General features: G+C 67.6%; 12 protein-coding genes and 1 pseudogene. 3 read left to right on the top strand and 10 right to left on the bottom strand.

The window, feature by feature from the left end; genetic code table 11:
* Positions 1-287: 287 nt before the first annotated feature.
* The 7 genes and pseudogenes from FYX01_RS27345 to FYX01_RS03745 form a co-directional block, all read right to left on the bottom strand.
* Positions 288-386, bottom strand: a pseudogene (locus FYX01_RS27345) (IS982 family transposase); the annotation flags it as partial.
* Between the two features lie 302 nt (positions 387-688).
* Positions 689-2,194, bottom strand: coding sequence for a hypothetical protein (locus FYX01_RS03770; protein WP_150237580.1), 1,506 nt, complete (start codon positions 2,192-2,194; stop codon positions 689-691).
* Between the two features lie 419 nt (positions 2,195-2,613).
* A complete protein-coding gene (locus FYX01_RS03765; RefSeq protein WP_150237578.1) occupies positions 2,614-3,960 on the bottom strand; it encodes a hypothetical protein in 1,347 nt (448 codons plus the stop codon).
* Complete coding sequence (locus FYX01_RS03760; RefSeq protein ID WP_150237576.1) at positions 3,957-7,766, bottom strand: hypothetical protein; 3,810 nt, start codon at positions 7,764-7,766, stop codon at positions 3,957-3,959. The genes FYX01_RS03765 and FYX01_RS03760 overlap by 4 nt, the downstream gene beginning before the upstream one ends.
* Complete coding sequence (locus FYX01_RS03755; RefSeq protein WP_150237574.1) at positions 7,763-10,243, bottom strand: hypothetical protein; 2,481 nt, start codon at positions 10,241-10,243, stop codon at positions 7,763-7,765. The genes FYX01_RS03760 and FYX01_RS03755 overlap by 4 nt, the downstream gene beginning before the upstream one ends.
* Positions 10,240-13,476 (bottom strand): DUF6603 domain-containing protein, encoded by a 3,237-nt coding sequence (locus FYX01_RS03750; protein WP_150237572.1) that lies wholly within the window; start codon positions 13,474-13,476, stop codon positions 10,240-10,242. Before FYX01_RS03750 ends, FYX01_RS03755 begins: the two co-directional genes overlap by 4 nt.
* A gap of 124 nt (positions 13,477-13,600) precedes the next feature.
* Positions 13,601-13,978 (bottom strand): hypothetical protein, encoded by a 378-nt coding sequence (locus tag FYX01_RS03745; RefSeq protein ID WP_150237570.1) that lies wholly within the window; start codon positions 13,976-13,978, stop codon positions 13,601-13,603.
* 36 nt (positions 13,979-14,014) lie between these two features.
* On the opposite strand from FYX01_RS03745, the gene FYX01_RS03740 reads away from it, so the two are divergent.
* Complete coding sequence (locus tag FYX01_RS03740; protein ID WP_150237568.1) at positions 14,015-14,536, top strand: hypothetical protein; 522 nt, start codon at positions 14,015-14,017, stop codon at positions 14,534-14,536.
* Positions 14,537-15,422: 886 nt separating this feature from the next.
* Here the strand turns inward: FYX01_RS03740 and dhaL are convergent.
* Together dhaL and FYX01_RS03730 are read right to left on the bottom strand one after the other, a co-directional pair.
* Complete coding sequence (gene dhaL, locus FYX01_RS03735; protein WP_150237566.1) at positions 15,423-16,061, bottom strand: dihydroxyacetone kinase subunit DhaL; 639 nt, start codon at positions 16,059-16,061, stop codon at positions 15,423-15,425.
* 36 nt (positions 16,062-16,097) lie between these two features.
* Complete coding sequence (locus FYX01_RS03730) at positions 16,098-17,096, bottom strand: dihydroxyacetone kinase subunit DhaK (protein ID WP_150237564.1); 999 nt, start codon at positions 17,094-17,096, stop codon at positions 16,098-16,100.
* A gap of 212 nt (positions 17,097-17,308) precedes the next feature.
* Between FYX01_RS03730 and pdxA the strand changes: the two genes are divergently transcribed.
* Positions 17,309-18,331 (top strand): 4-hydroxythreonine-4-phosphate dehydrogenase PdxA, encoded by a 1,023-nt coding sequence (gene pdxA, locus FYX01_RS03725; protein WP_150237562.1) that lies wholly within the window; start codon positions 17,309-17,311, stop codon positions 18,329-18,331.
* 62 nt (positions 18,332-18,393) lie between these two features.
* Here pdxA and FYX01_RS03720 read toward each other — a convergent pair whose 3' ends face one another.
* Positions 18,394-19,014: an FMN reductase gene (locus tag FYX01_RS03720; RefSeq protein ID WP_150237560.1), complete on the bottom strand. Its 621-nt coding sequence runs from the start codon at positions 19,012-19,014 to the stop codon at positions 18,394-18,396.
* A 451-nt stretch (positions 19,015-19,465) separates the two neighbouring features.
* Between FYX01_RS03720 and FYX01_RS03715 the strand changes: the two genes are divergently transcribed.
* Positions 19,466-20,043, top strand: a 578-nt coding sequence (locus FYX01_RS03715) for a cellulose-binding domain-containing protein (RefSeq protein WP_190394164.1), incomplete at its 3' end; no start/stop codon positions are given.

Here is a 20,043-nt window from a genome sequence, read left to right as displayed (position 1 = left end):
TTTCCCGATATCAAGTGGCAGACCTCCACTTTCTCTGGAACCCCTCTCGAAATCCTGCGAGGAAATCCCTTTCCCCTTACTACATTCGGAGTTGCGCGGGCAAGGGACCCTTCGACATCAGCATCGAGTAACTGTTCAGGTGTTTCGTGCCGGGACCGCTTGGGGAGCCGCTCGGTGAGAGCCGGCGGGTTCCCGCCAGGGCAGCACCGTCAGATGCGTCGGTTTTTTAGGAAGTCAGACCCACACCGAGCGGCTCTCCCTCATCCTCACTGTTCACCAGAGGCTCTCCAGATCACCGCCTCGATCCGCTGACGCAACCAGCCCGGGAACACCTTCACCGCAGGCTCGCGTTCGCTCTTGAACCCGGGGCGGATCAGTATGTGCCCCGGAACCGGTCATCCCGGCCGGCACGCTGATCACCTTGGAACGCGCGGCACGGCAGCGGTACGTCCCAGGCAGGGCGAATATGCTCCGTCTCCACCGGCGGTTGCGCGATCCGGGTGAGCAGGACGCCGCCGATCAGGTATCGCGTCCCCTGCGGTGAGGCCGTCGCTCATCACCACCGAAACGGGAGCGAAGACCTTACCCTGACGCACCCTCTGACGTCATCGCTCTCCTTGTGAAGGAGACGGCTCGTGCGGCGCCGTGTCCGCCCCCGTACTCACTCGGGGCGGACACGGCGAGGGTGTCAGGCGAAGGGAAGCCAGAAAGCTTTGTGGACGCATGAGGAATCGAGGTTGCTGCTCTTCCAGACGGAGAAGGTGACGCCCGTGCCCCTGTTGAGAGGGACGCTGAAACTGCCCGCGTTGCCGTCGTCGTCCACCCACGCGGTGATGTCGAAGGAACTCATCCCGGGGGGCTTCACGGTGGCCTTGAGCTCGGCGCTCGCGGCTTTCCCCGTATCGTGGCTGACTTGGATCCAGCCGATCAGGATGCCCGCGCATCCCGCATTGAACGAAGTAGGTTTGTCGTAGGTGCTGACGTTGCTGACCAGATTCCCCCGAAGGTCGAGAGAGGCGTTGTATCCGATCGTGGCCTTGTTCATCACCCAGATGTCGCCCGGTGACATACCGTCGTAGTTGGCCGAGTACCCGATGAGGACCCTGCCGTTCGCCGCGAGGTCCCCCGTCGAGTAGATCTGCCTGTCCGCACGCAGACCCTGCGGGAACTTGACGTCTGTCCCCTCCGTGGTGGTGATCTTGACGTCGTCGCCGTTCTTCACCAGGATGCCCTCGTTGGCGTCGAGCCGCTTCCTGGAGGTCAGCCCCCGTGGGAACTCCACGTCGCTGACACCGGAGGTGTTGAGCTTCGTCGAGCCCCCGTACCGCACTGTGAGATCCCCCTGGGCATTGGTTTTCCCGGTGACGTCGAGGTTCCCGTTGACGGTCACGTTGTGGGTGGTGAGGTCACCGTTCAGCACGCGAACGAGCAGCCGTTGCTTGTGTCGGACGTCGGTCGCCCAGGAGGGCACCAGTTCGAAGGTGGTGTCGGTGGTGAGCGGAGGGGTGTGCACGGGCTGCGGATGGTTCTTGTCGAGGGGGAGCTCGCTGCCGTTCGCGTAGAGCTTGTACTCGATCCCTTCGATCGGTGGAGCGAGCCAGGTGAGGATCGCCTGCTCCTTGTAGTCCACCGGGTTGTCGTCCGCTCGGAGTTCCTTCAGGTAGTAGCCGGTGGGGAACTTGCCGAGGGGAACGATTTTCCAGGCGGGTTCGTCGTTCTGGTCGGCCTGGACGCCGACCGCGACCGCGGTCGCCCCCTCCTGGGCGCTGACGGGGATGCCGTCGATGAAGAGAGCGACCGATTCACCGGGTTTGAAGGGATTTTCGTCTTCTCCGCCGGAGTAGGTGAACGCGTACCCTCCTGTGTTGTCGGAGGAAGGCGTTCGCGTGTCGGGTTGGCGGGTGATGTCCTTCCCGCGTTTGGACCAGCTCTCGCTGAGGAGTTCAGCGCTGGGGTTGTTGTCGTCGGCGACCTTGAGCTGAATCATGATCTTGTACGCCTTGGCCGAGGAATCGTTGTTCACGTTCGTCACCAGGACACGGAGCGCGGCGCGGTTTGGCTCCTGGTTCCGGGGTGAGGCCACCAGCGGTGACGGGTCGGTTCCCACCACTACACTCAGCTCGCCGGGAAAGCTCGCGTCAGTCCGGCTGATCCCCTTGGTCCCTTTCGATTTCTCTTCCGGTGCGTTCGTCATGGTCGTTCTTTCTGCTTCGTCGTTTCCGTGCGTTCGGGAGAGAGGGTGAATCCGTGTTCTCACGGACAAGGTCGCGCTTGGGGCATGACAGCCCCGTGCACAGGTGCGTTGGTGCCTCGGGGGCCAGGCGGGCCGTTCCGTCGTCGTCGCACACCGGTACCGGGTTCTTCCGGCCGGCTGCCGGGACCCAGGCCCACTCGCCGTGTTCGACCTCCGGCAGAGGCGAGGGGAAAGCTTTCGTCCCGGCCCGCGCTTTCGATCGCCGCGCCCGGGGCTGAGAACGCGGAAAGAGCCCTTCGGGGTACTTGTCGTCCGGCACGTGCACGGTCCCTGTTCGGGGCAGCGGTGCCCCGAACAGGGGTTCTCACCCGCTCGGTGCCCGGTTGCGGAAAAATCGCTGGCCACAATCCGCTATCAACTTATACAACACGCCAGATGAGTTCTTCTGGTATTTTCTTCCTGGTGAAGGTGAAGGGGGATCCCTTGATTTTTCCACCCTTGCCGAAAGGTAGCCATCTGAACGTCGTCCACCATTTGTAGTAACCTGCGCTCCAAGCTTGGACGCCGATAGTCAATGGCCTCCCAGGCAGTACCGGCAGGGTGAACGTCGCGAGGGTGGGGCCTTGGTTGTTGCCAGCGGCGGAGACCGTCGCTCCATTCCACTCCTCATGGTGGGCCCATATGCAGACGCGCGCTTCCGGGTTGGAAGACCGGTTCAGGTGTGCTGTGCCGATAAGCAGTCCGCTCGTCCTGAGGTCCTTCCAGGGGATGACGACCTCACCGAAGTAATCTTCTCTGTCTCCCGTGGCCCCGTCGCTGGAGTAGCCGAAATATATGAGATCGTGTTTCTCCCTGTCGAATACTTCTGTGCTTCCGGAGTTCAGGACGAAGGTGCCCGGATCTTTTTTGCCGCCTGTGGTGCCGGAGGTGAAGGTGCTCTTCACCGTCGCATTGTTCGCCGAGATATCACCGTTCAACACGCGCACCAGGAGCCGTTGTCTGTGCCGAACGTCGGTCGCCCAGGAGGGCACCAGTTCGAAGGTGGTGTCGGTGGTGAGCGGGTTGGTCTTCGCTGGCTGCGGTTTTCCCTGTTTCAGGGGGACCTGGGCGCCGTTCGCGTACAGGGTGTATTCGATGCCGTCGATCGGCGGCGCCACCCAGGTGAGGACCGCCTGCTCTTTGTATTCCACCGGGTTGACGTCTGCGCGCAGGTCCCTCAGGTAGTAGCCGGTCGGGAACTTGCCCAGAGGGACGCGTTTCCAGACGGGCTGGCTCTTCGCTCCGGCTTGGATGCCGACAGCGACAACGGTCGCTCCGTCCTGGGCGCTGACGGGGATATCGTGAACAAAGAGCGCGATCGAGTCCCCGGGCTTGAACGGTTTCTCGGAGTCCGTCCCGAAGTAGGTGAAGGTGTACCCTCCGGTGTCGTCGGAGGAGGGCGTGCGTGTGCCGGGTTCGTGGGTGACGGTCTCGCCGCGTTTGGACCAGCTCTCACTGAGGAGATCTTCCTTGGGGCTGTTGTCGGCGGTGACCTTGAGCTGGACGAGGATCTGGTGGGCCCCGACCGCTTTGTCGTCGTCGACGTTGGTTACCAGGACGCGGAGTCCGGCGCGGTTCGGTTCCCCGTTCAGGGGTGAGGCCACCAAAGGAGCGGGGTCGGTCCCCACCGCCACGCTCAGTTCGGGGGGAAAGGCCGGGTCAGTCCACGCCTTCGTCGGTACCTTCCGGTCGCCGTCCTCTGAGGCCCCCCTCGTCGTGTCCGTCATGAACGCCCCTTCTCCCGTTCTGTCGTGCCCGTCTCCCCGGCAGCTTCCGGGGCCGTGCCGTCGCTGACGAGACCGCGCTTGAGGTACAGCAGCCCCGTGCGCAGGTGCGTTGGTGCCTCGGGGGCCAGGCGGGCCGTTCCGTCGTCGTCGCACACCGGTACCGGGTTCTTCCGGTCGGCTGCCGGGACCCAGGCCCACTCGCCGTGTTCGACCTTCGGCAGAGGCAGGGGAAAAGCCTTCGTCTCGGCCTGCACGCCCTTGCCCGACTCGACCGTGACCGGGCGCTTACTGCCCAGGTTCGGTCCGATGTGGAACAGCGCCTCCATCCGAGTGAGCGCTTCCGCCACTGCCTCCGGCTCCAGCCGCAGCCGTGCAGCGGGCAGGATGTGCGTCGTCGCGTGCACCGACGTCCACGGGTCCAGCAGCAAAGAGACCTTCACGAACTCGTCCCGCTTGAGCCGCAGTGTGAGCCCGGACCCGTTGTCGCGGTCGGCCACGTACCCGCCCTTCTCCTTCGGCGGCGCAACCGCGTAGAACGTCCCGTACTCGCTCTCCTTGAAGTAGCCGACCAGCCCGTCGTTGAACGCCGCGTTGGAACCCAACAACACCGGCCAGGTGTGGTCCATGTAGAGGGGGCGGGGGTCGGTGGCGATGAGCTGGGAGTACTTGATCGGGACGACGGGCCCCGCGTCTGGTTCCAGGCTCAGCCGGGCACGTACCAGCGCCATGGGGCGGCCGAGCATGCGCAGCGCCGGGTGGCCGGCGGTGGGCCGGTCGGGACTGATGGTCAGCCGGGCCAGGTCCACCGCCTTGAGGAAGGCCGTCAGAGCGGTGGCGCCCCTGTTCGTCAACCCGGTGAGGAAGCCGGTCAGCACGGGATCGGGTGTCACGCCGCTGCCCGCGTCCTCCCACACCACGCTGCTGCCCGACGCCCGTAGTTCGCCCAGCAGCACACCGTTGTGGGAGTAGCAGAGGAGGCCCTGGTCCAGGTAGTTGGGCACCACCCAGGCGCGGATCTGGTCGCCGTCGGTCGGTCGTACGGGTGGCTCGTTCTCCGAGCCGCGGAGCAACGCGGTGAAGTTCAGCCGGGCCGGCTGTGGGAAGCGGGGCCGCAGGTGCACCACCCGCTTGGACCAGTCGACGTTCAGCCAGTCGGCCAGCACGGTCGCGTCCCCCATGCCGCTCCCGGGTTCCTTGTCGTCCGGTGTGGTCGTGGCCGAACGGGTCAGGTCGACCTTCAGGTCAGGTCGCCCCATCCCGTCTTCCTTGTCCACTACGCAGCATCGTCCGAACCGGTCGACGATCGCCAGACGGGAGAGGAAGAACTGTCCGGCGCGCAGCCCCTCGCTGGGCAACGGGACGATCCAGTCCTCCGGGTTCTCCGGGTCCTTCGGGGGCACGGGCTTCTTACCGGTCCCGAACTCACGGGTGGTGTAGGCGCTGTCGTGGTCGAGCAGTTCCCCCAGATGCTGCGGAACCGGCCGCAGCAGTGACTCCCGGCCGGTGAGCTGCTCGGTGAACCCGTCGAGAGCCTGCGAGATCACGTCGGTGCCCTTCGAAGTGTCCTGGAAGTTCTCCAGGATCTTCGAGACGAACTCCAAAAAACCCTGGTCCTGGCCCCTCGTCGCCTCTTTGAGGTGCTGGTAGCGATCGGCGAGGTTGTGGACGGCATGCGGGGAGAGCAGGATCCGTCCGCTCGTCGTGTGCAGGGGCGGCCGGTCTCCCTTCTTGGCGACGTGACCCTCCCCGCGCCACAGGTAGAGCTGACCGTCGAACCTCCAGTTCCGCTTACCCCTGTGCTCGGGGCGCTGGTCCTCGTAGGCCACGGGGTAGTAGTCGGCGGTCCAGACCAGGTACAGCGGTGTCCATGGCTGTGTCCACCATTCGGTCTGGAACCGGACGGCCGCCACCCGCGGTTCATCGGTCTTCGACCACGCGACCGCGGTCCCGCTGTCGGCGAAGGTCACCATCGTGGAGTCCTTGGGCCTGCGGTGGTCGTCCAGGCTGGTGAACTCGGTGAGCAGCGCGGTGTGCAGGCCGTCGGGCATGACGTTCTTCCAACCGGGCTGCTGCACGACCTTGTCGAACCCGTTCGGAGCGACGGTGCCGGGCGCGGCACCCTCCAGCTTCGTGACCGTTTGGTCGCCGTGGCGGCACGTGAGTTCCCCCGGTTTGTCACGGAGCAGGCGCCGGGCGCCTGTGCCCCGCAGCAGAACCACCGGTTCGGAGGCGTTCTGGAAGGGTGGCCGGGGGAACCGGGTGAGCACCCCGACGGGGTCGTTCCCGAGCTCCTCCCTCAGTTTCTCGAGTTCCTTCGCGATCGCGTCCTTGAGTTTGGCCTCATCGGTCTCCCGGAGGATCGCGCGTTTCTTCGTCAGGTCGTCCAGGCACGTCTTGATCCGACAGGCAAGGGACGACGCGTTGTTCCGGTCGAACTGGGGTTTGATCGTGGTGGCGAGCTTCGCCATCTTCTTCGCCCCCTCGTTCCCGAAGGGGCCGCCCTTCGTGCCGAGGTACCCGGCGTGCTGGTAGTACCCCCACAGATCTCGCAGGCGCTGCTGGAGCCGGGTCACCTCGCGCCGGGCCTCGTCGTGGGCCTTCTGATCGGTGTTGAGCCGCCTCAGCCACTCTTTCTGCTTCTCTGGGAGGTTCGGTGGCGGCAGCGGCTTTCCCTGCGCGGACGGCTTGCTCACGAAGTCCCAGGTATAACCTCCAGGGGCCGGTTCGAACCGCGCCTCGTGCGCCTTCTGCGCGACCTCGGCCCGGCCGTCCGGCGCGTCGTACCTGTTCAGCAGTCCGTACTGCAGGGCCTGTAGCCGGGCCTGGTATTCGGCCCGCTTCGCGGGATCACCGGGCCAAACACCGGGGATCCTCTGCGCGAGTGCGCTCAGGCCCTCACTCGACCCCTCGCCCATACCCAGGTGCAGGTTCTTCCACCTGCGTGTCCTGTCGTCCCGCTGGGGTTTCTCGTCTCCCGCGCCCTGGCCGTTCCTCCTCCAGGTGAGGCCGTGCACACTGCCGACGTGCACCGAACGCATCCTTCCCGGTACCTTGCCGGGAAGCCGCCACCGCAGCCGCTCCAACAGCGCACGCAACTGCTTCTCGTACTCCTTGGCTTCCGCGGCCGTGGCCCGCCCCAGGGGGTCGGCGCTCGTACTGCTGTACCAGCCGAACACCTGGTAACTGAGATCGATCCCGTCGGTCTCCTCGCTCAGCCCAGCCAGGTCGTCGTGCATGGAGAAGACACCCAGGTTGTAAGGCTGGTACACGGAAAACGTCGGTACACCCGGGCCGAACGCGGTGAGCGGGAGCTGCTCCGTGGGCTCCTCGATGCTCGCGGTCAGCTCCCACTGCCGCCCGATCCGCCACTGCACGATCCTGGGGGTGGCCGAACTCGGGTCCATGATCTCGCCGAAGGGGGAGTTGTCGCTCTGGTCGGGGATGTCCTTCGCCTTGCGGAGACAGTCACCCTGCACCAACCATCCCTTGGCCCGCCTCACACCGTTCTGCTTGGCGTAACGCACCACCATCCACCGGTCGGGCACGCGCAACGGACCGCTACCGTCGCGCAAGGGGTCGGTGTCGCGCAGGGCCGCGGGGGGCTCCCAGTGCAGCACCACCCCGTCGGGCGGGTCGTCCTTCTTGCTGAGGGGACTGCTGGCGGGATGCGGCTCCGGCCCCTGGTGGAAGGGCCTGGAGAAGTCCAGCCGCCATCGGCTCAGGTTGTCCGGTGAACTCGCCCGGACCGTCGGGTTGACCATCAGAGCGGTCACGCGCACCGGAACGAGCAGGGCGTGGTTGGTCATGGGCGGGCTTCCTCGTCGTACTGGTCTCCGTGCAGGGCGGCGGGGGGCCGCAGAACGGCCTTCTCCGGTGAGCGCACGAGCTGGAGCCCGAACTCACCGGGCGACAGGGCCGCACGACCGGAGGGCTTGTAGACGCCAAGGGCGGCCCAAACGGCTCCGAGCAGGTTGCCCGCCCCCTTGAGGTCGAGCACCCGGCTGTTGGCCCGGAACACCACCGGAACGTGCTTGGCCCCGCCGTTGTCCGGGACCTCGTCGCCGACCGCCTTTTCGCCGACCCTCTTCAGCGCGCGCAGGGTGAGCTTCTCCGCGCCGCCGTACGTGGCGACACCAAGATGCAGACCCTGGTCGGGTTCGGTGATGTGGACCTCCTTGGGCACCCCGTCGAAGAGCACCAGCAGGATGTCGGGTGAGAGCGCGGCACGGCGCAGCACCTTGGGAGAGTCGAGACCAGGGCCGAGGACCTGTTCCTTGGACGGTTCCACACCGAACTCCGGGTAGTCGGCCACCAGCCGTGAACGGATGAGCAGCCCGGACTTGGGGGTGGGCGGTGAGGCGGCGAGGTAGGCCGAAACCAGCTCCTTGACGGTCCCCTCGTCGTGCGAACCGCAGATGCCGGCCCACAGTGCGCCGTGCACCAATGCGTCGAGCCAGTCGGGGTCGACCCTGAACCAGCGCATACTCTCCGGTGGCAGCGCCTTGGCATCGGGGACCAGATGGTCGAACGGTACGCGCTTGAGCAGGCGCAGACCGTTCAGGAACGAGGTGAGCGTGGGCTCGGCCACCGGTGCTGTCGGAGGGTTCGCGGTTCCACCGGCGTCGGCGGAGACGGCTTCTTCGCCCCCGGCGGCCGATGCCCCCTGGGCAGTGTGTCCGAGGACGTGGGCGGCGAAGCGCCGCAGTACCCGGGGGTCGTCCATCAGCTCGGCCATGGTCTCGGTCGCGGACGGGGTGGCGGCCGGGAAGGTCAGGTCGCCAGCCCGGACCATCGGGATCAGCTCAATTCCGGGTTCCTCCTCGTCGTCGGCCAACCCGGTGACCTCCGCCCCCGCCAGGACGGCGTGGGCGTGAAACTGTGGCGGCTCCCCGGCCAGCACACGGTCCAGGGCACGCGCGTTCTCCGTCCCGTCGGCCCCGAACCCGTCCACCGCTGCCCCGGCGAACGCTTCCTCGAACGGCAGGCGCAGCCGTTCGGGCGGGGGCAGCAGTTCACCCACCGGGTCGGTGAGGGGCCTGTCGAGGGTGCTCCGGTCCAGTTCCGCGGCCACGGCCCGCCGACCACCGACGATCTGCACGAGGTTGCGGACCACGGCGTGGCGCACGTCGACCGCGCGGGCGAGCGCGTCCGCGAACTCCTGGTCGGCCAGGGCCAGGCCGCGCCCCAAGGCCCAGGCCGTGTGGTGGCCCAGGCTCTTGACCCCGAAGCTGTCCTCGACCGCCTCCCACCACCTGTCGTGGTGAGTGACCCTGGCGACGGGGTAGGGGGTCAACGGCCCCCGGTAGAAGGCGTAGTCCCCTGCGCGGGCGGCCCGCACGTGGCCCAGCGCGACGTGCCCGGTCCCGATGAGATAGCGGATGTGCTTGGTGTAGTCGTCGAGGACGTTGCCGTACCCGTCGGGTCCCGGGTGCTGGAGCAAGTGTGGGCGCACGGGACCCCTGGTGAGGTTGGCGCGTAGCTCGGTGTAGGCCGCCCCGGCCTCGACCGGCGCGGACACGAACGACCAGTGGTGCAGCGAGACCAGGCGCACGTGGTCCTTGACCTTCGTCGGGTCGTCCAGGAGGGCCTTGTGCCCCTCGAACGAGACCAGGTGAGCCACGTAGCGCCCACCCAGCGGATCGGGGAGGCGGTTGGCCAGTACGTAGGCGTACTCGGCCTTCCGACGTGCGGTGTCATCCTGCTCCGTGCCGAGAGGGGTGCGGATGTGGGCGAGGAGGGGCAGTTCCGCGGAGGTGGGCGTGATCCGGGTGAACACCGCCTTGGGTACCTGGATCGTGGCGATGGTCTGCTGTTTCTCCTCCGCCGTCAGCGCCGAGACCGTGGTGAAGTCGGGCAGGCTGACGTCGTTCCCCTCCGAGAGGAGCAGGGATTCGGCGGTGCCGTCCTCGGTCGCGCCGAGCGCCTTGGGGTCGTGGGGAAGCTCTCCCGGAGCGAAGAGCAGTATGCCGAGCCACGGTGTCGTGCCGTCGTCGTTGGAGGCGATCTTGCGTTCCCACGGCACCCCGCGCCGCTCCAGGGCCACGTGCGGCAGGTACTGGGCGAACCGTCCCGCGGTGCCGGCGGGTGGATAGACCCCGTGGATCTCGTTGGTCTCCGCGCGCAGTCGCAGGCCGGTGACGGTGAGCTCCTGGGCCAGCTCGAACTTCGTGCCGTCGGGGATGTCGCCGCCGCTGGGTGTCTGGGTGACCTTGATCGTGTAGTCGTCGGCCGTCACTTTCGGCACGAGGTTGTCGAGGAAGGTCAGGTTCCTGGTCTCGGTCACACCGGCTCCACCAGAAGATTCAGTCGCTTGAGCTTGTCCTTGAGGGCGGCACGTGCCTTGTCCTTGTCCGGTTCGGGTGACGTCGCGTCCTCGTTGTGTTCGGGGGTGGTCAGGGACAGCGGGTTGGCCTGCTCGGTGACCTCCTCGAATTGCACGGCCTTGCCGTCGGCGGTGAGTTCCTGACCCTTGGTCGTGGGCGGCGGCGCGGTGATCTGAGCGCCGCTCGCGTAGCCCACCGTCTGGGCCTCGTCCTTGCCCGGCGGTGCGTGGGTGGTGCCGCTGTTGGCCGCCCACAGGGCCATGGGGAAGCCGCCCGAGAGGGCTGCGGCGGTCCACCCGCTGACCGTGGTTCCGCCGCTGGTGACCTTCACCTCCTGAGTGATGGTCACCGCCGCGTTGTTCATGGGTCCGACCTTCAACTGTGGTTGGCCGTGGGGAGTCTGGTCAGTGCCGTTGCAGGTCAGGGTCGTGGCGGGCAGAGCGCTGCGTGTGCTGAACGAGAAACCGTCCGTACTGACCACCCAGCGCCCGCTCTTGGTGCCCCTGGACTTGGCGGGGTCGGTGAGCAGGCCGCACACGGGGCTGAGGCCGAGCGGATCCGCCGGGAGTTGTCTGGCCCGGAAGTCCGTCCACGAGAGCGGTTCACGCCGGATGTTCCTGGGTTCGCCGAAGTCGATGCTCTTGGAGAACGGGCCGACCTCGACCCGCGCGGTGCCACCGGTCGGCGGCCCCCAGACGGTGAGGTAGGCGCCGACCTCGGCCCGGATCGTCACATCCCACCCCAGCACGGTGGCCGTGTAGCTGGCACCGATGCTGATCCACATCCGCAGGTCGAAGTAGAGCGGCGCCCACCAGACGATGGCGTCGAACCCGGCGTTCAGCCAGGCGCGCAGGCCACCGGAGACGAAGTCGACCGACAGGCGACCACCGACCATGCCGACCTTGGGGGTGACGGCGACGTAGAGTTCGCCCTTGACACTCACCGTCGAGCTGATCGCCCAGCTGACGCCCAGACGCGGTACCTGCTGCGGATAGTGGGTCGGTGGGTGGTAGTCGGGGTGGTAACCGCCGACGGTGCCCACGAAGTCGCCGGAATGGACGCTGCCGGGAAACCAGACATAGAGCGCGGCACCGCCGGTGAGCTTGCAGTCAGGGTGGACGATCCACGAGTTGTCCGAGAGCGCCGCGGTGAGCGAGAGTTGGCGTTTGGCGTGCTCGTACAGGGCACGGAAGCCCAGCTCGACGTGGGCGACCCGGGGCTGCTCGTCTGCCGTGGGCGCGGCCTTGGCACCGGTCTCCGCGTCCTCCCCCTTCAACGCGTCCTTGGCTCGCGGCGGGAAGTCAGCGCTCATGGCGCCCAGCAGCGCGATGGAGAAATCGTCCGCGCCGAACTGCGCGATCAGCAGGGCCTGGACGGCGACGGTCTCGGCGATGGTGGCGGCCAGCCCCGCGGTGAACCACAGGTTCCCGGGCTCGGGCACCACCACGGCGTCGCCGGGGTCGCCCGAACCCCCGGTGATCTTCTCCAGGGTCGAGACGGGGTCGGGCGGATCTCCTGCAAAGCCCCTCATGTCGGCGAGGGCCTTGATGAACGGGAACTCCGGCACACCACTGGCCTCGGGAAGCCGGACCTTGCTGTTGTAGCCGATGCCCAGGGCCAGGCCGGTGAAGACCACGGGGGGCGGACCGGCGATCTTGCCTGCCAGGCCACCGAAGACGAACAGGGAGGTGTACCCGGGCCGGTTGGCGATGTCCTTGATCCGGGCGTAGGAGCCCACCGCGAGCAGGCCCCACTTGGTGGCCTGGACCAGGAGCAGGCCCTCGTAGGCGTACTCGTAGCCCGTACGGTCGCGTTTGGCGATGGCTCCGGCGACGGTCACCGGGCCGCGGGAGAAGCCCGCGCCCAGTCCGGCCAGGTCGATCGTGATGTGCGGGTCCTTGGTGATGGTCAGGCCGATGGCCAGGCCGGTGGCGTGTAGCTCGAAGCCGGCGGCGGTCAGCGCGGCGTCGATCTCCAACAGCACGCGGGTGGCGCCGGAACCGCCGCGGGGCACGACGAGTCGGGCGCCCACACGGTTGATGTGCAGTGGACCGAGCGCGCGTTGGACCTCGGCGGACGAGGGATCCTTGGGCTGGGGAGCGGGATCGTCGGCCTGTGGCCGGACATCGTCGGCTTCGACCGCGTAGGGGGAGTCGCGACCCTCCTTCCGGCCCAGAACGACGAGTGTGCGTTTGTCCTTGACGATCGTGACGTCCAGGCTGACCCGTACCCCTTTGGCGAGGTCCTGGGCGTCGGGAACGGGGGGTGCGCCTTGGGAGGCGAGGACTGTGTTGACCTGGGTCAGTGTGGCCTTGGGGACCTGGGCGGTGGCCGCGACGACGTTCACCGCGTCCAGAGCGAGGTCGGAGTCCTTGGGGACCTGACCCTTGAGGAGGTCGAGTTGGGAGAGGCGGGCCAGGGTACCGAGCGGGAAACTGGCCGTGAGGACCAGGGGACGTTTGCCGTTGTTCTTGGCAAGGACGGCCAGTCCCCAGTTGAAGCCTGCGGGTGCCTCACCCTCCTCGTCGGTGGAGTCGGGGGTGAGGACGACCTCGGCGCCGTTCCGTCCCGGGGCGTAGTCCAGCCAGAAGCTGCTCGCATGCGGCAGGAGGGGGCCGAAATCGGCCACGCCGACCACGCCCAGCTTTTCCATGGTGTCGATGAGGGAGAAGGGGGTGCCGTCCTCCCGACTGACGTGGAAACGATAGCTGGACGGCTTTTTCTTCTTGAACCCGAGTTCGCACGATACGAGGATCTTCGGGTCCGTCTTGATGGTGAGCTCGACAGCCAGGCGTTTCCAGGCCCCGTCGTGGAGCTTTTCCGCCATGAAGAGGACCTTGGGGGACTCCAGGCCGATCTCCGTGAGGACCCCCCACACGGGATGCGATGTGTCAAGGGAGATGGCCAGGGCGATACCGGTGATCGCTGTCGCCTCAGTCGGGTCCGGGGCCTCCGGGACGAAGGCCACGGTGATGCTGATTCCGGCTCCGAGTTTCCCGGTGATGGAGAGGTCGGTCTTCTGTGTGACCGTGATGACGCTGGCAACGGCATGGGCCGCCTCCTCGATGAAGGAGAACTCAACCAGGTCGAGGATTTCTTTGACCGCTTTGTGTTGGTTGGGTGATAGGTCCAGTCTGTCGCCTGTTTTGATCGTATTGAGCCAGCTCTTCAGAGTGCCGTAGGTGACCGTCACCGCGCTCCCTCCGGGGTCTCCCGACCAGATGATGTTCGCACGGAGGTCCAGGAGGAGGTGACATCCCGGGAACCGAGGAGTGTCTGTACGGGGAGGGGCAATCTTTCGGTCAGCGGAATTTCTTTCATGGGAGCCATTCCGTATGTGATGGGAAGATCGTGTTTTCTCCCTTTTTATGGGTGTGCTGCCCATGGGTGGCGGTGGGGCGAGTCGGGTGCGAAGTCAGTCGTTGGCGTGTATGTATGAAGGGAAGGCGTTCGAGGGGGTAGGGTTGACAGGGCTCGATATCCAATTCACAGGTCGAGGTACCATCACATGGCAGGATTCGGTTGATTTCAGGGATCACGATCTTTTTCTCGAGCATGGCGTGGGAGTGTCGTTCTCGCAACACCATATCGTCCCCTGGAATGTCCTGGAATCCTTCTGGAACCATCTGGTGAGGAATGGGCTTTTTGTTCAGTGTGCGCGTATCATTACTGCGCTCGCGGATCGTGTCGCTCACCACCCTGTGGTCTTCACCAGGGCGCGGAGTGAAGCGATGAAGGAATTCTCCGATGCCATCAAACCATGTTATTTCAAGCCGGGTGTTGGCATTGTCGAACTGGGGAACAAGCACAATAGGGACTTCGCTCCGATGCTCGATGACGCGAATATGCTGTACAGCTACCCTGCGGTTGACGTTTTTCCTGGGCCGAGTGGTGACAAGCGGGTGGATGACGCCAGGGAAGGTTTTGAGGACGTTGCTGTGTACGTTATTGAAAAGAAAGATGACTGGGTTCGCCTCGTGAGGGTCCACTCTTCTCTGAACCAAGCGATCGCCGAAGCCCAAAACGCACTGATAAAAAAGAGGAAGATCAACAGGAAGATTATGAACAAGGGGGTGGATTCTCTTGTTTCCATTCTCAACATCAACTCTCCGGAATACTGCAAGTTCGACAGGGGAAAATGGGACTGGGTCAAGAAGGAGGGTGGTAGTGAAGCGGTGATCACCAATCGGGATAAGTGGCAGAAAACCCCCGAGAGGAACCGAAAATACCAGGTGCATCCGCTTCGCTCCTGAGACTTCGTGTTCTGGGAGCCCATCTCGTGTGGTGGGTCTGCGGTAACGGATCAGCGTGCAGGCGATACCAGCGAGGGCCGGAAGGTGGTCGGCCTCGCGTTCGTGCCCGCGGCGCGGACGTCGGCATCCGGCCAGCCGGGCCATGGTGTGCTCGACCTGCCACCGGTGTCGCCCCAACCGTCGGGAGGGTTCACGCCCTTGCGGTCCAGGCGGTGTGCGATTCCGCTTCCGCGCGGTCATCGGCGCGGGTGGCCGCGGCCGTAGCCCCGGTCGTCGTGCGGTTGGGCCGAGCAGCGTCGTCGTGTACCAGAACGTGACCGGAGGGGAGGGGTTCCCCGCGCCAGAGGCTTCGGGCCCGGCTGCCACGGGCGCCGACCTTCGGGATCACCACGGACAGGGGTGGGCCGGTTCGTTCTGGTGTCTTCCGGGGTCCGTCCGCACCGGCTCATCGGTGTCCTGTGTGCTCGATGTCGCTGACCTGTGCGATCTCCGCAGCCAACGTCAACGACGATGAGGCACTCCCACCCCTGGTCCGAGGAGGCCCCACCGTGTGCTCACGCCGCGGTCCCTGTCGGCGGCGTCCGGTCAAGCTCCAAGGCGACGGGGCCCACCGCTCTCGTGCCGGGCGCCGGTGACCGGCACCAGGAGTTGCCGCCAGGCGCCGAACCAGTGGGCGGGCCAGGTGAAGGCCACATTCACGACGGTGCCGACCGCCTCGGGGCGGCGAGCGCGGCCACGACGAACGCGGCCGTGAGCGGGCCGCTCACGGCCAGGACCCAGGGGCCGGTGTGCCACGGGCCGGGAAGCGTGCCCGTGTGAGAGGGGACAGCGCCGGCGCCGCGGCGCGCGGGGCCGTCACAGCGAGGGCGTCCCGCGCCCACGGGTGTCAGTCGGCGGCGGCCCTCTCCGCCGCCCGGTAGAACAGGGCGATGGTCACGGCGCCGGGGTCCGGGCTGCCCAGAGCCGACTCGCCCACGTAGCTGGTGCGCCCCCGGCGGCCCAGGAGGTCACTGGTGCCCTCGGCTCCCCCGCGCGCGGCCTCCGCGGCGGACCGCAGTCCCTCCGCCAGGCCGGAACCGGCGTCGACCGCCCTGTCCAGGGCCTCCGACGCCGGGGCGATGGCGTCGACCATGGTGCGGTCCCCGACCCCGGCCGAACCCAGCCGTGCCACGGTCGCCCACCCGTTCGCGGTGGCCTCGGCCAGCATCGCCAGGGTGAAGGCCCCGGTGTCGGCTCCCACCTTGCCGAAGTCGCGGAACCACATCCCGAACAACGGGCCGCTGGTGCCGCCGCTGTGGGCGAGGAAGGTCTCGCCCATCACCTGGAAGGGGCTCCCGGCCGCGGCCGGTTCGGCGCCTGCCAAAGCCTCCCGTACGCGGCGCAGCGCGGTGACCATGTTGGTCCCGAAGTCGCCGTCGCCGCTACGGCGGTCCAGGTCGGTGAGGTACTCGCCCGACTCCTCCACCGCGTCGACGAAGCCGTGGACCCACCGTTCGACGCGGGCGGGACTGAGTTGGTCTGCCATGGCCGGTACTCCTGTGCGGACTGTGGTGGACGGGGTTTACCAGGTGAGCGCCGGGGTGGCGGCGGGAGCGTCCCACAGCTCCAGGACCTCCTCGTCGGCACGTACCAGGGTGACCGAGCAGCCCGCCATGTCGAGGGAGGTGACGTAGGAGCCCACGAGTGGACGCGCGATGTCGATCCCGGCGCCCCCGAGGAACCGCCGTACCTCGCCGAACACGCCGTACAGCTCCAGGTCGTGGGTGGCCCCCAGGCCGTTGACGATGGCGATCACCCGCTCGCCGCGCACCAACTCCAGGGCCTCCACCAGCGGTGACACCATCTGGGGGACGATCTCGCTGGTGGGCCCGAACGCGCGCCGCTCCCGGGCCCGCTCGCCGTGGATGCCCACCCCGAACTCGACCTCGTCTCCGGGCAGTTCGAAGGAGGGCTGGGCCTGCCCGGGGTGGGCGCCCGCGGCCAGCGCCACGGACAGGGTGCGGCTGTGGGCCGCGACCCTGCGTCCGAGCGCGGTCAGTGCCTCCAGGTCCGCGCCACGCTCGGCCGCGGCACCGCAGACCTTCTCGACCGCCACGACCGCCGCCGTGCCGCGCCGCCCGGGACCGTCGGAGTCGCCGGTGTCGGTGGCCAGGTCGTCGTCGACCAGGACGATGTCGCTGCGCACGCCCTCGTCGGCCAGGAGTTCGCCCGCGATGCGGAAGTTGAGCACGTCGCCGGTGTAGTTCTTGACCACGTGCAGGACGCCGCGGCCGGTGTCGGCGGCCATGGACGCGGCTCTGATCTGCACGGCGGTGGGGGAGGCGAAGACGGCTCCGGGCACGGCGGCGTCGAGCATGCCGGTGCCCACGAAGCCGGTGTGCAGGGGCTCGTGCCCCGAACCGCCGCCGGAGACGACCGCGACCTTGTCGGTGGCCGGACGGGCGCGGACGACGTAGTCGGGATCGCTGTTGAGGCGCACGTGGTGCGGCCAGGCCGCGGCGAACCCCTCCAACGCCTCGGAGACGACGTCGCCCGGCTCGTTCAGGAACTGTCTTCTCAAGGGCACGCTCCGCGGTCCGGCGACGGTGTTCGGCGGCTCATTCATAGCCGTGGGCCGCGCCCTCCAAACGTCCCGGGGAGCGCCGTCCCGACCTTCCACTGCCGGGCGTGGCCGCCCCGGTCCTGGGAAGGGGGTCCCATGGCCCACGCATGCGATGGTCCACGACAGGCTGCCAGGCATGTCCGCGCGGATCCCGAACCAAGGAAGAGAACATGACTGAACGCCCGATCCTGGCCATCACCGCCGGAGACCCGGTCGGTATCGGTCCGGAGATCACCGTGCGCACCCTCGCCGAGGTCGGCGCCACCGCCCCGGCCCGCGGGGTGGTCGTCGCCGACCCCGCCGTGCTGCGCCGCGCGGTCGGCGTCCTGGGCCTGGACACCGAGGTGCGCGCCACCACGAGCTGGGACCTGCCTCCCGAACAGGAGGGGGTGATCGACTGCTTCGACATCGGCGAGCTCGGCGACACCCGACTGGAGTGGGGGAGGGTCGACGCGCGGGCGGGGGCCGCCGCGGTCCGCGCGATCGAGGTCGCCACGCGGGCGGCCATGGAGCGGCGCGTCGACGGGATCGTCACCGGGCCCATCAACAAGGAGGCCGTCTGGGCCGCGGGCAGCCGCCACCTGGGCCACACCGAGATGCTCGGTGAGCTGACCGGCGCCATCCGTCAGAACACCATGTTCGTGGTGCGGGGCAGGAAGATCTTCTTCGCCACCCGCCACGTCTCCCTGCGCGGCGCTCTGGACCTGATCGACGAGGAACAGCAGGTGGGGGCCATCACCGAGGCGCTCACCGCGCTGCGCGTGTTCGGCCACGACGAGCCGACCCTGGCGGTGGCGGCGATCAACCCGCACGGCGGGGAGAACGGCGCTTTCGGCGACGAGGAGATCCGCCACCTGGCCCCCGCCGTGGAGCGGGTGCGCTCCTCGGGTGCGGACGTGGTGGGGCCGGTCCCGGCGGACTCGGTCTTCCACCGCCTGCTGACCGGCCACTACGACGGGGTGCTGTCCCAGTACCACGACCAGGGCCACATCGCCGCCAAGACCTTCGACTTCGACGGGACGGTCTCGGTGACGGTGGGACTGCCGATCCTGCGCACGTCGGTGGACCATGGCACGGCCTTCGACATCGCGGGCGGGGGAGTGGCCGAGCACGGCACCATGCGCTCGGCCTTCCTGCACGGAGCCGACTTCGCCCGCTTCGCCGACCGCGTCCGCGCCGAGTACGGAAGCTGACGGGCCGGAGCCGCGCACGACGACGTCCCCGTGCGCCGCGCGCACGGGGACGTCGTCGTGCGTCAGCTGCCCAGGCCCGACATCAGGTCGGCGAAGGGGGTGGGCTCCTCGTAGGGGTCACCGGCTCCGGGGACGCGCTCGTCCACCAGCGCCGCCAGCTGGCGCCCGGCGCGGTCGATGCGCGCGGAGAGTTCACGGCCGCCGCCCTCTCCCGCGCCCCAGTCCTCCGAGGCCGCGTACACGCCGGTGGGCGCGACCACCGAGCGGGTGTGGGCGAACATCGGGCGCAGGGCGTGCTCCAGCACCAACGAGTGGCGCGGGCTGCCCCCGGTCGCGCCGATCAGCACCGGCTTGCCGTCCATGTCCTCGGAGTCGACCACGTCGAAGAACGACTTGAACAGGCCGCTGTAGGAGGCGTTGAACACCGGGGTGACGGCGATGACCGCGTCGGCGCGGGAGACGTCCTCCAGCGCCGCGCGCAGTTCACCGGTGGGCACGCGGGTGACCATCGCGTTGACGATGTCGTGCGCCACCTCGCGCAGCTCCACGGTACGGATCTCCACGTCCTCCCCGCGCTCCTCCAGCGAGCGTGCCGCGGCGGCGGTGAGCCGGTCGGCGAGCAGACGGGTCGAGGACGGCGTGCTCAGCCCCGCCGAGACGGTCACCAGTGTGCGGGTCGCCATCTGTCCCCCTAGAAAAAGCTTCCTGAGAAGTAATTTAAGCTATCCCAGTGAACGGGTGCGGGAGCGGGGCTATTCCGGCTCCCGGGGCCACGGATCCTCGGCGGGGCGGGGCTCCACTCCGTAGGGAATGCGGTTCTTTACGGGGTGTTTACACGGAAACCGGGGGAGGTTACTCTCATGGGAGCGCTCCCGAATGAGCTGGATCACATCCGGAAGCGTGTACAGCCAACCGGCGCATCTAGTCCATCCCCTACGGCACCCCACTTTCGCTTCTGAGCTGGGAGCGCTCCCAGCCAGCGGAGAATCCCCTCGCGACGCCCTGGAGATCGCGTGCCCCGTGCACCTCCACACCCCCCGCTCCCCACGGATTCCACACGTCAGTCGGTGACCGCCTCTCATGTCCCGACACTCTGGCCCTCTGGCACACCCCCCACCATGAGGAAAGCAAGAGATGAACAGAATCCTGCGTGCACCGGGCAGACGTCCGAGTGCACGGCGCGGCTTGGCCGTGACATCCGCCCTGATCGTCGGCACCGCCCTGGCCGTCGCTCTACCGGCCTCCGCCGGTGCGGCTGCTGGTTGTGAGGTCGACTACCAGGTCAACGACTGGGGATCGGGCTTCACCGCGGCCGTGAGCATCACCAACCTCGGCGACGCGGTCGACGGCTGGACCCTGGAATGGGACTACGCCGGTAATCAACAGGTCACCAACTCCTGGAACGGCACGGTCTCCCAGTCCGGGCAGAGCGTGACCGCCACCGACACCGGCTACAACGCCGCCCTCGCCACCAACGCCAGCACGGAGTTCGGCTTCCAGGCCACCTACTCCGGAAGCAACCCCGCCCCCACCGAGTTCACCCTCAACGGTGTGGCCTGCACCGGCGACACCGACCCCGGCGACCCCGGTGACCCGGGCGACCCCGGTGACCCGGGCGACCCGGGCGATCCGGGTGATCCGGGTGAGCGGGTGGACAACCCGTACGTGGGCGCCGACGTCTACGTCAACCCGATCTGGTCGGCCAACGCCGC

The sequence above is a fragment of the Nocardiopsis quinghaiensis genome (assembly GCF_008638365.1).
GTDB lineage: Bacteria > Actinomycetota > Actinomycetes > Streptosporangiales > Streptosporangiaceae > Nocardiopsis > Nocardiopsis quinghaiensis.
Note: the sequence above shows the minus strand (reverse complement) of the source record. Positions and strands in the feature narration are given on the sequence as shown.

Coding starts and splice junctions, on each gene's coding strand:
- FYX01_RS03770 (WP_150237580.1), bottom strand. CDS start 2,194: ATGACGAACGCACCGGAAGAGAAATCGAAAGGGACCAAGGGGATCAGC.
- FYX01_RS03765 (WP_150237578.1), bottom strand. CDS start 3,960: ATGACGGACACGACGAGGGGGGCCTCAGAGGACGGCGACCGGAAGGTA.
- FYX01_RS03760 (WP_150237576.1), bottom strand. CDS start 7,766: ATGACCAACCACGCCCTGCTCGTTCCGGTGCGCGTGACCGCTCTGATG.
- FYX01_RS03740 (WP_150237568.1), top strand. CDS start 14,015: ATGAAGGAATTCTCCGATGCCATCAAACCATGTTATTTCAAGCCGGGT.
- dhaL (WP_150237566.1), bottom strand. CDS start 16,061: ATGGCAGACCAACTCAGTCCCGCCCGCGTCGAACGGTGGGTCCACGGC.
- pdxA (WP_150237562.1), top strand. CDS start 17,309: ATGACTGAACGCCCGATCCTGGCCATCACCGCCGGAGACCCGGTCGGT.
- FYX01_RS03720 (WP_150237560.1), bottom strand. CDS start 19,014: ATGGCGACCCGCACACTGGTGACCGTCTCGGCGGGGCTGAGCACGCCG.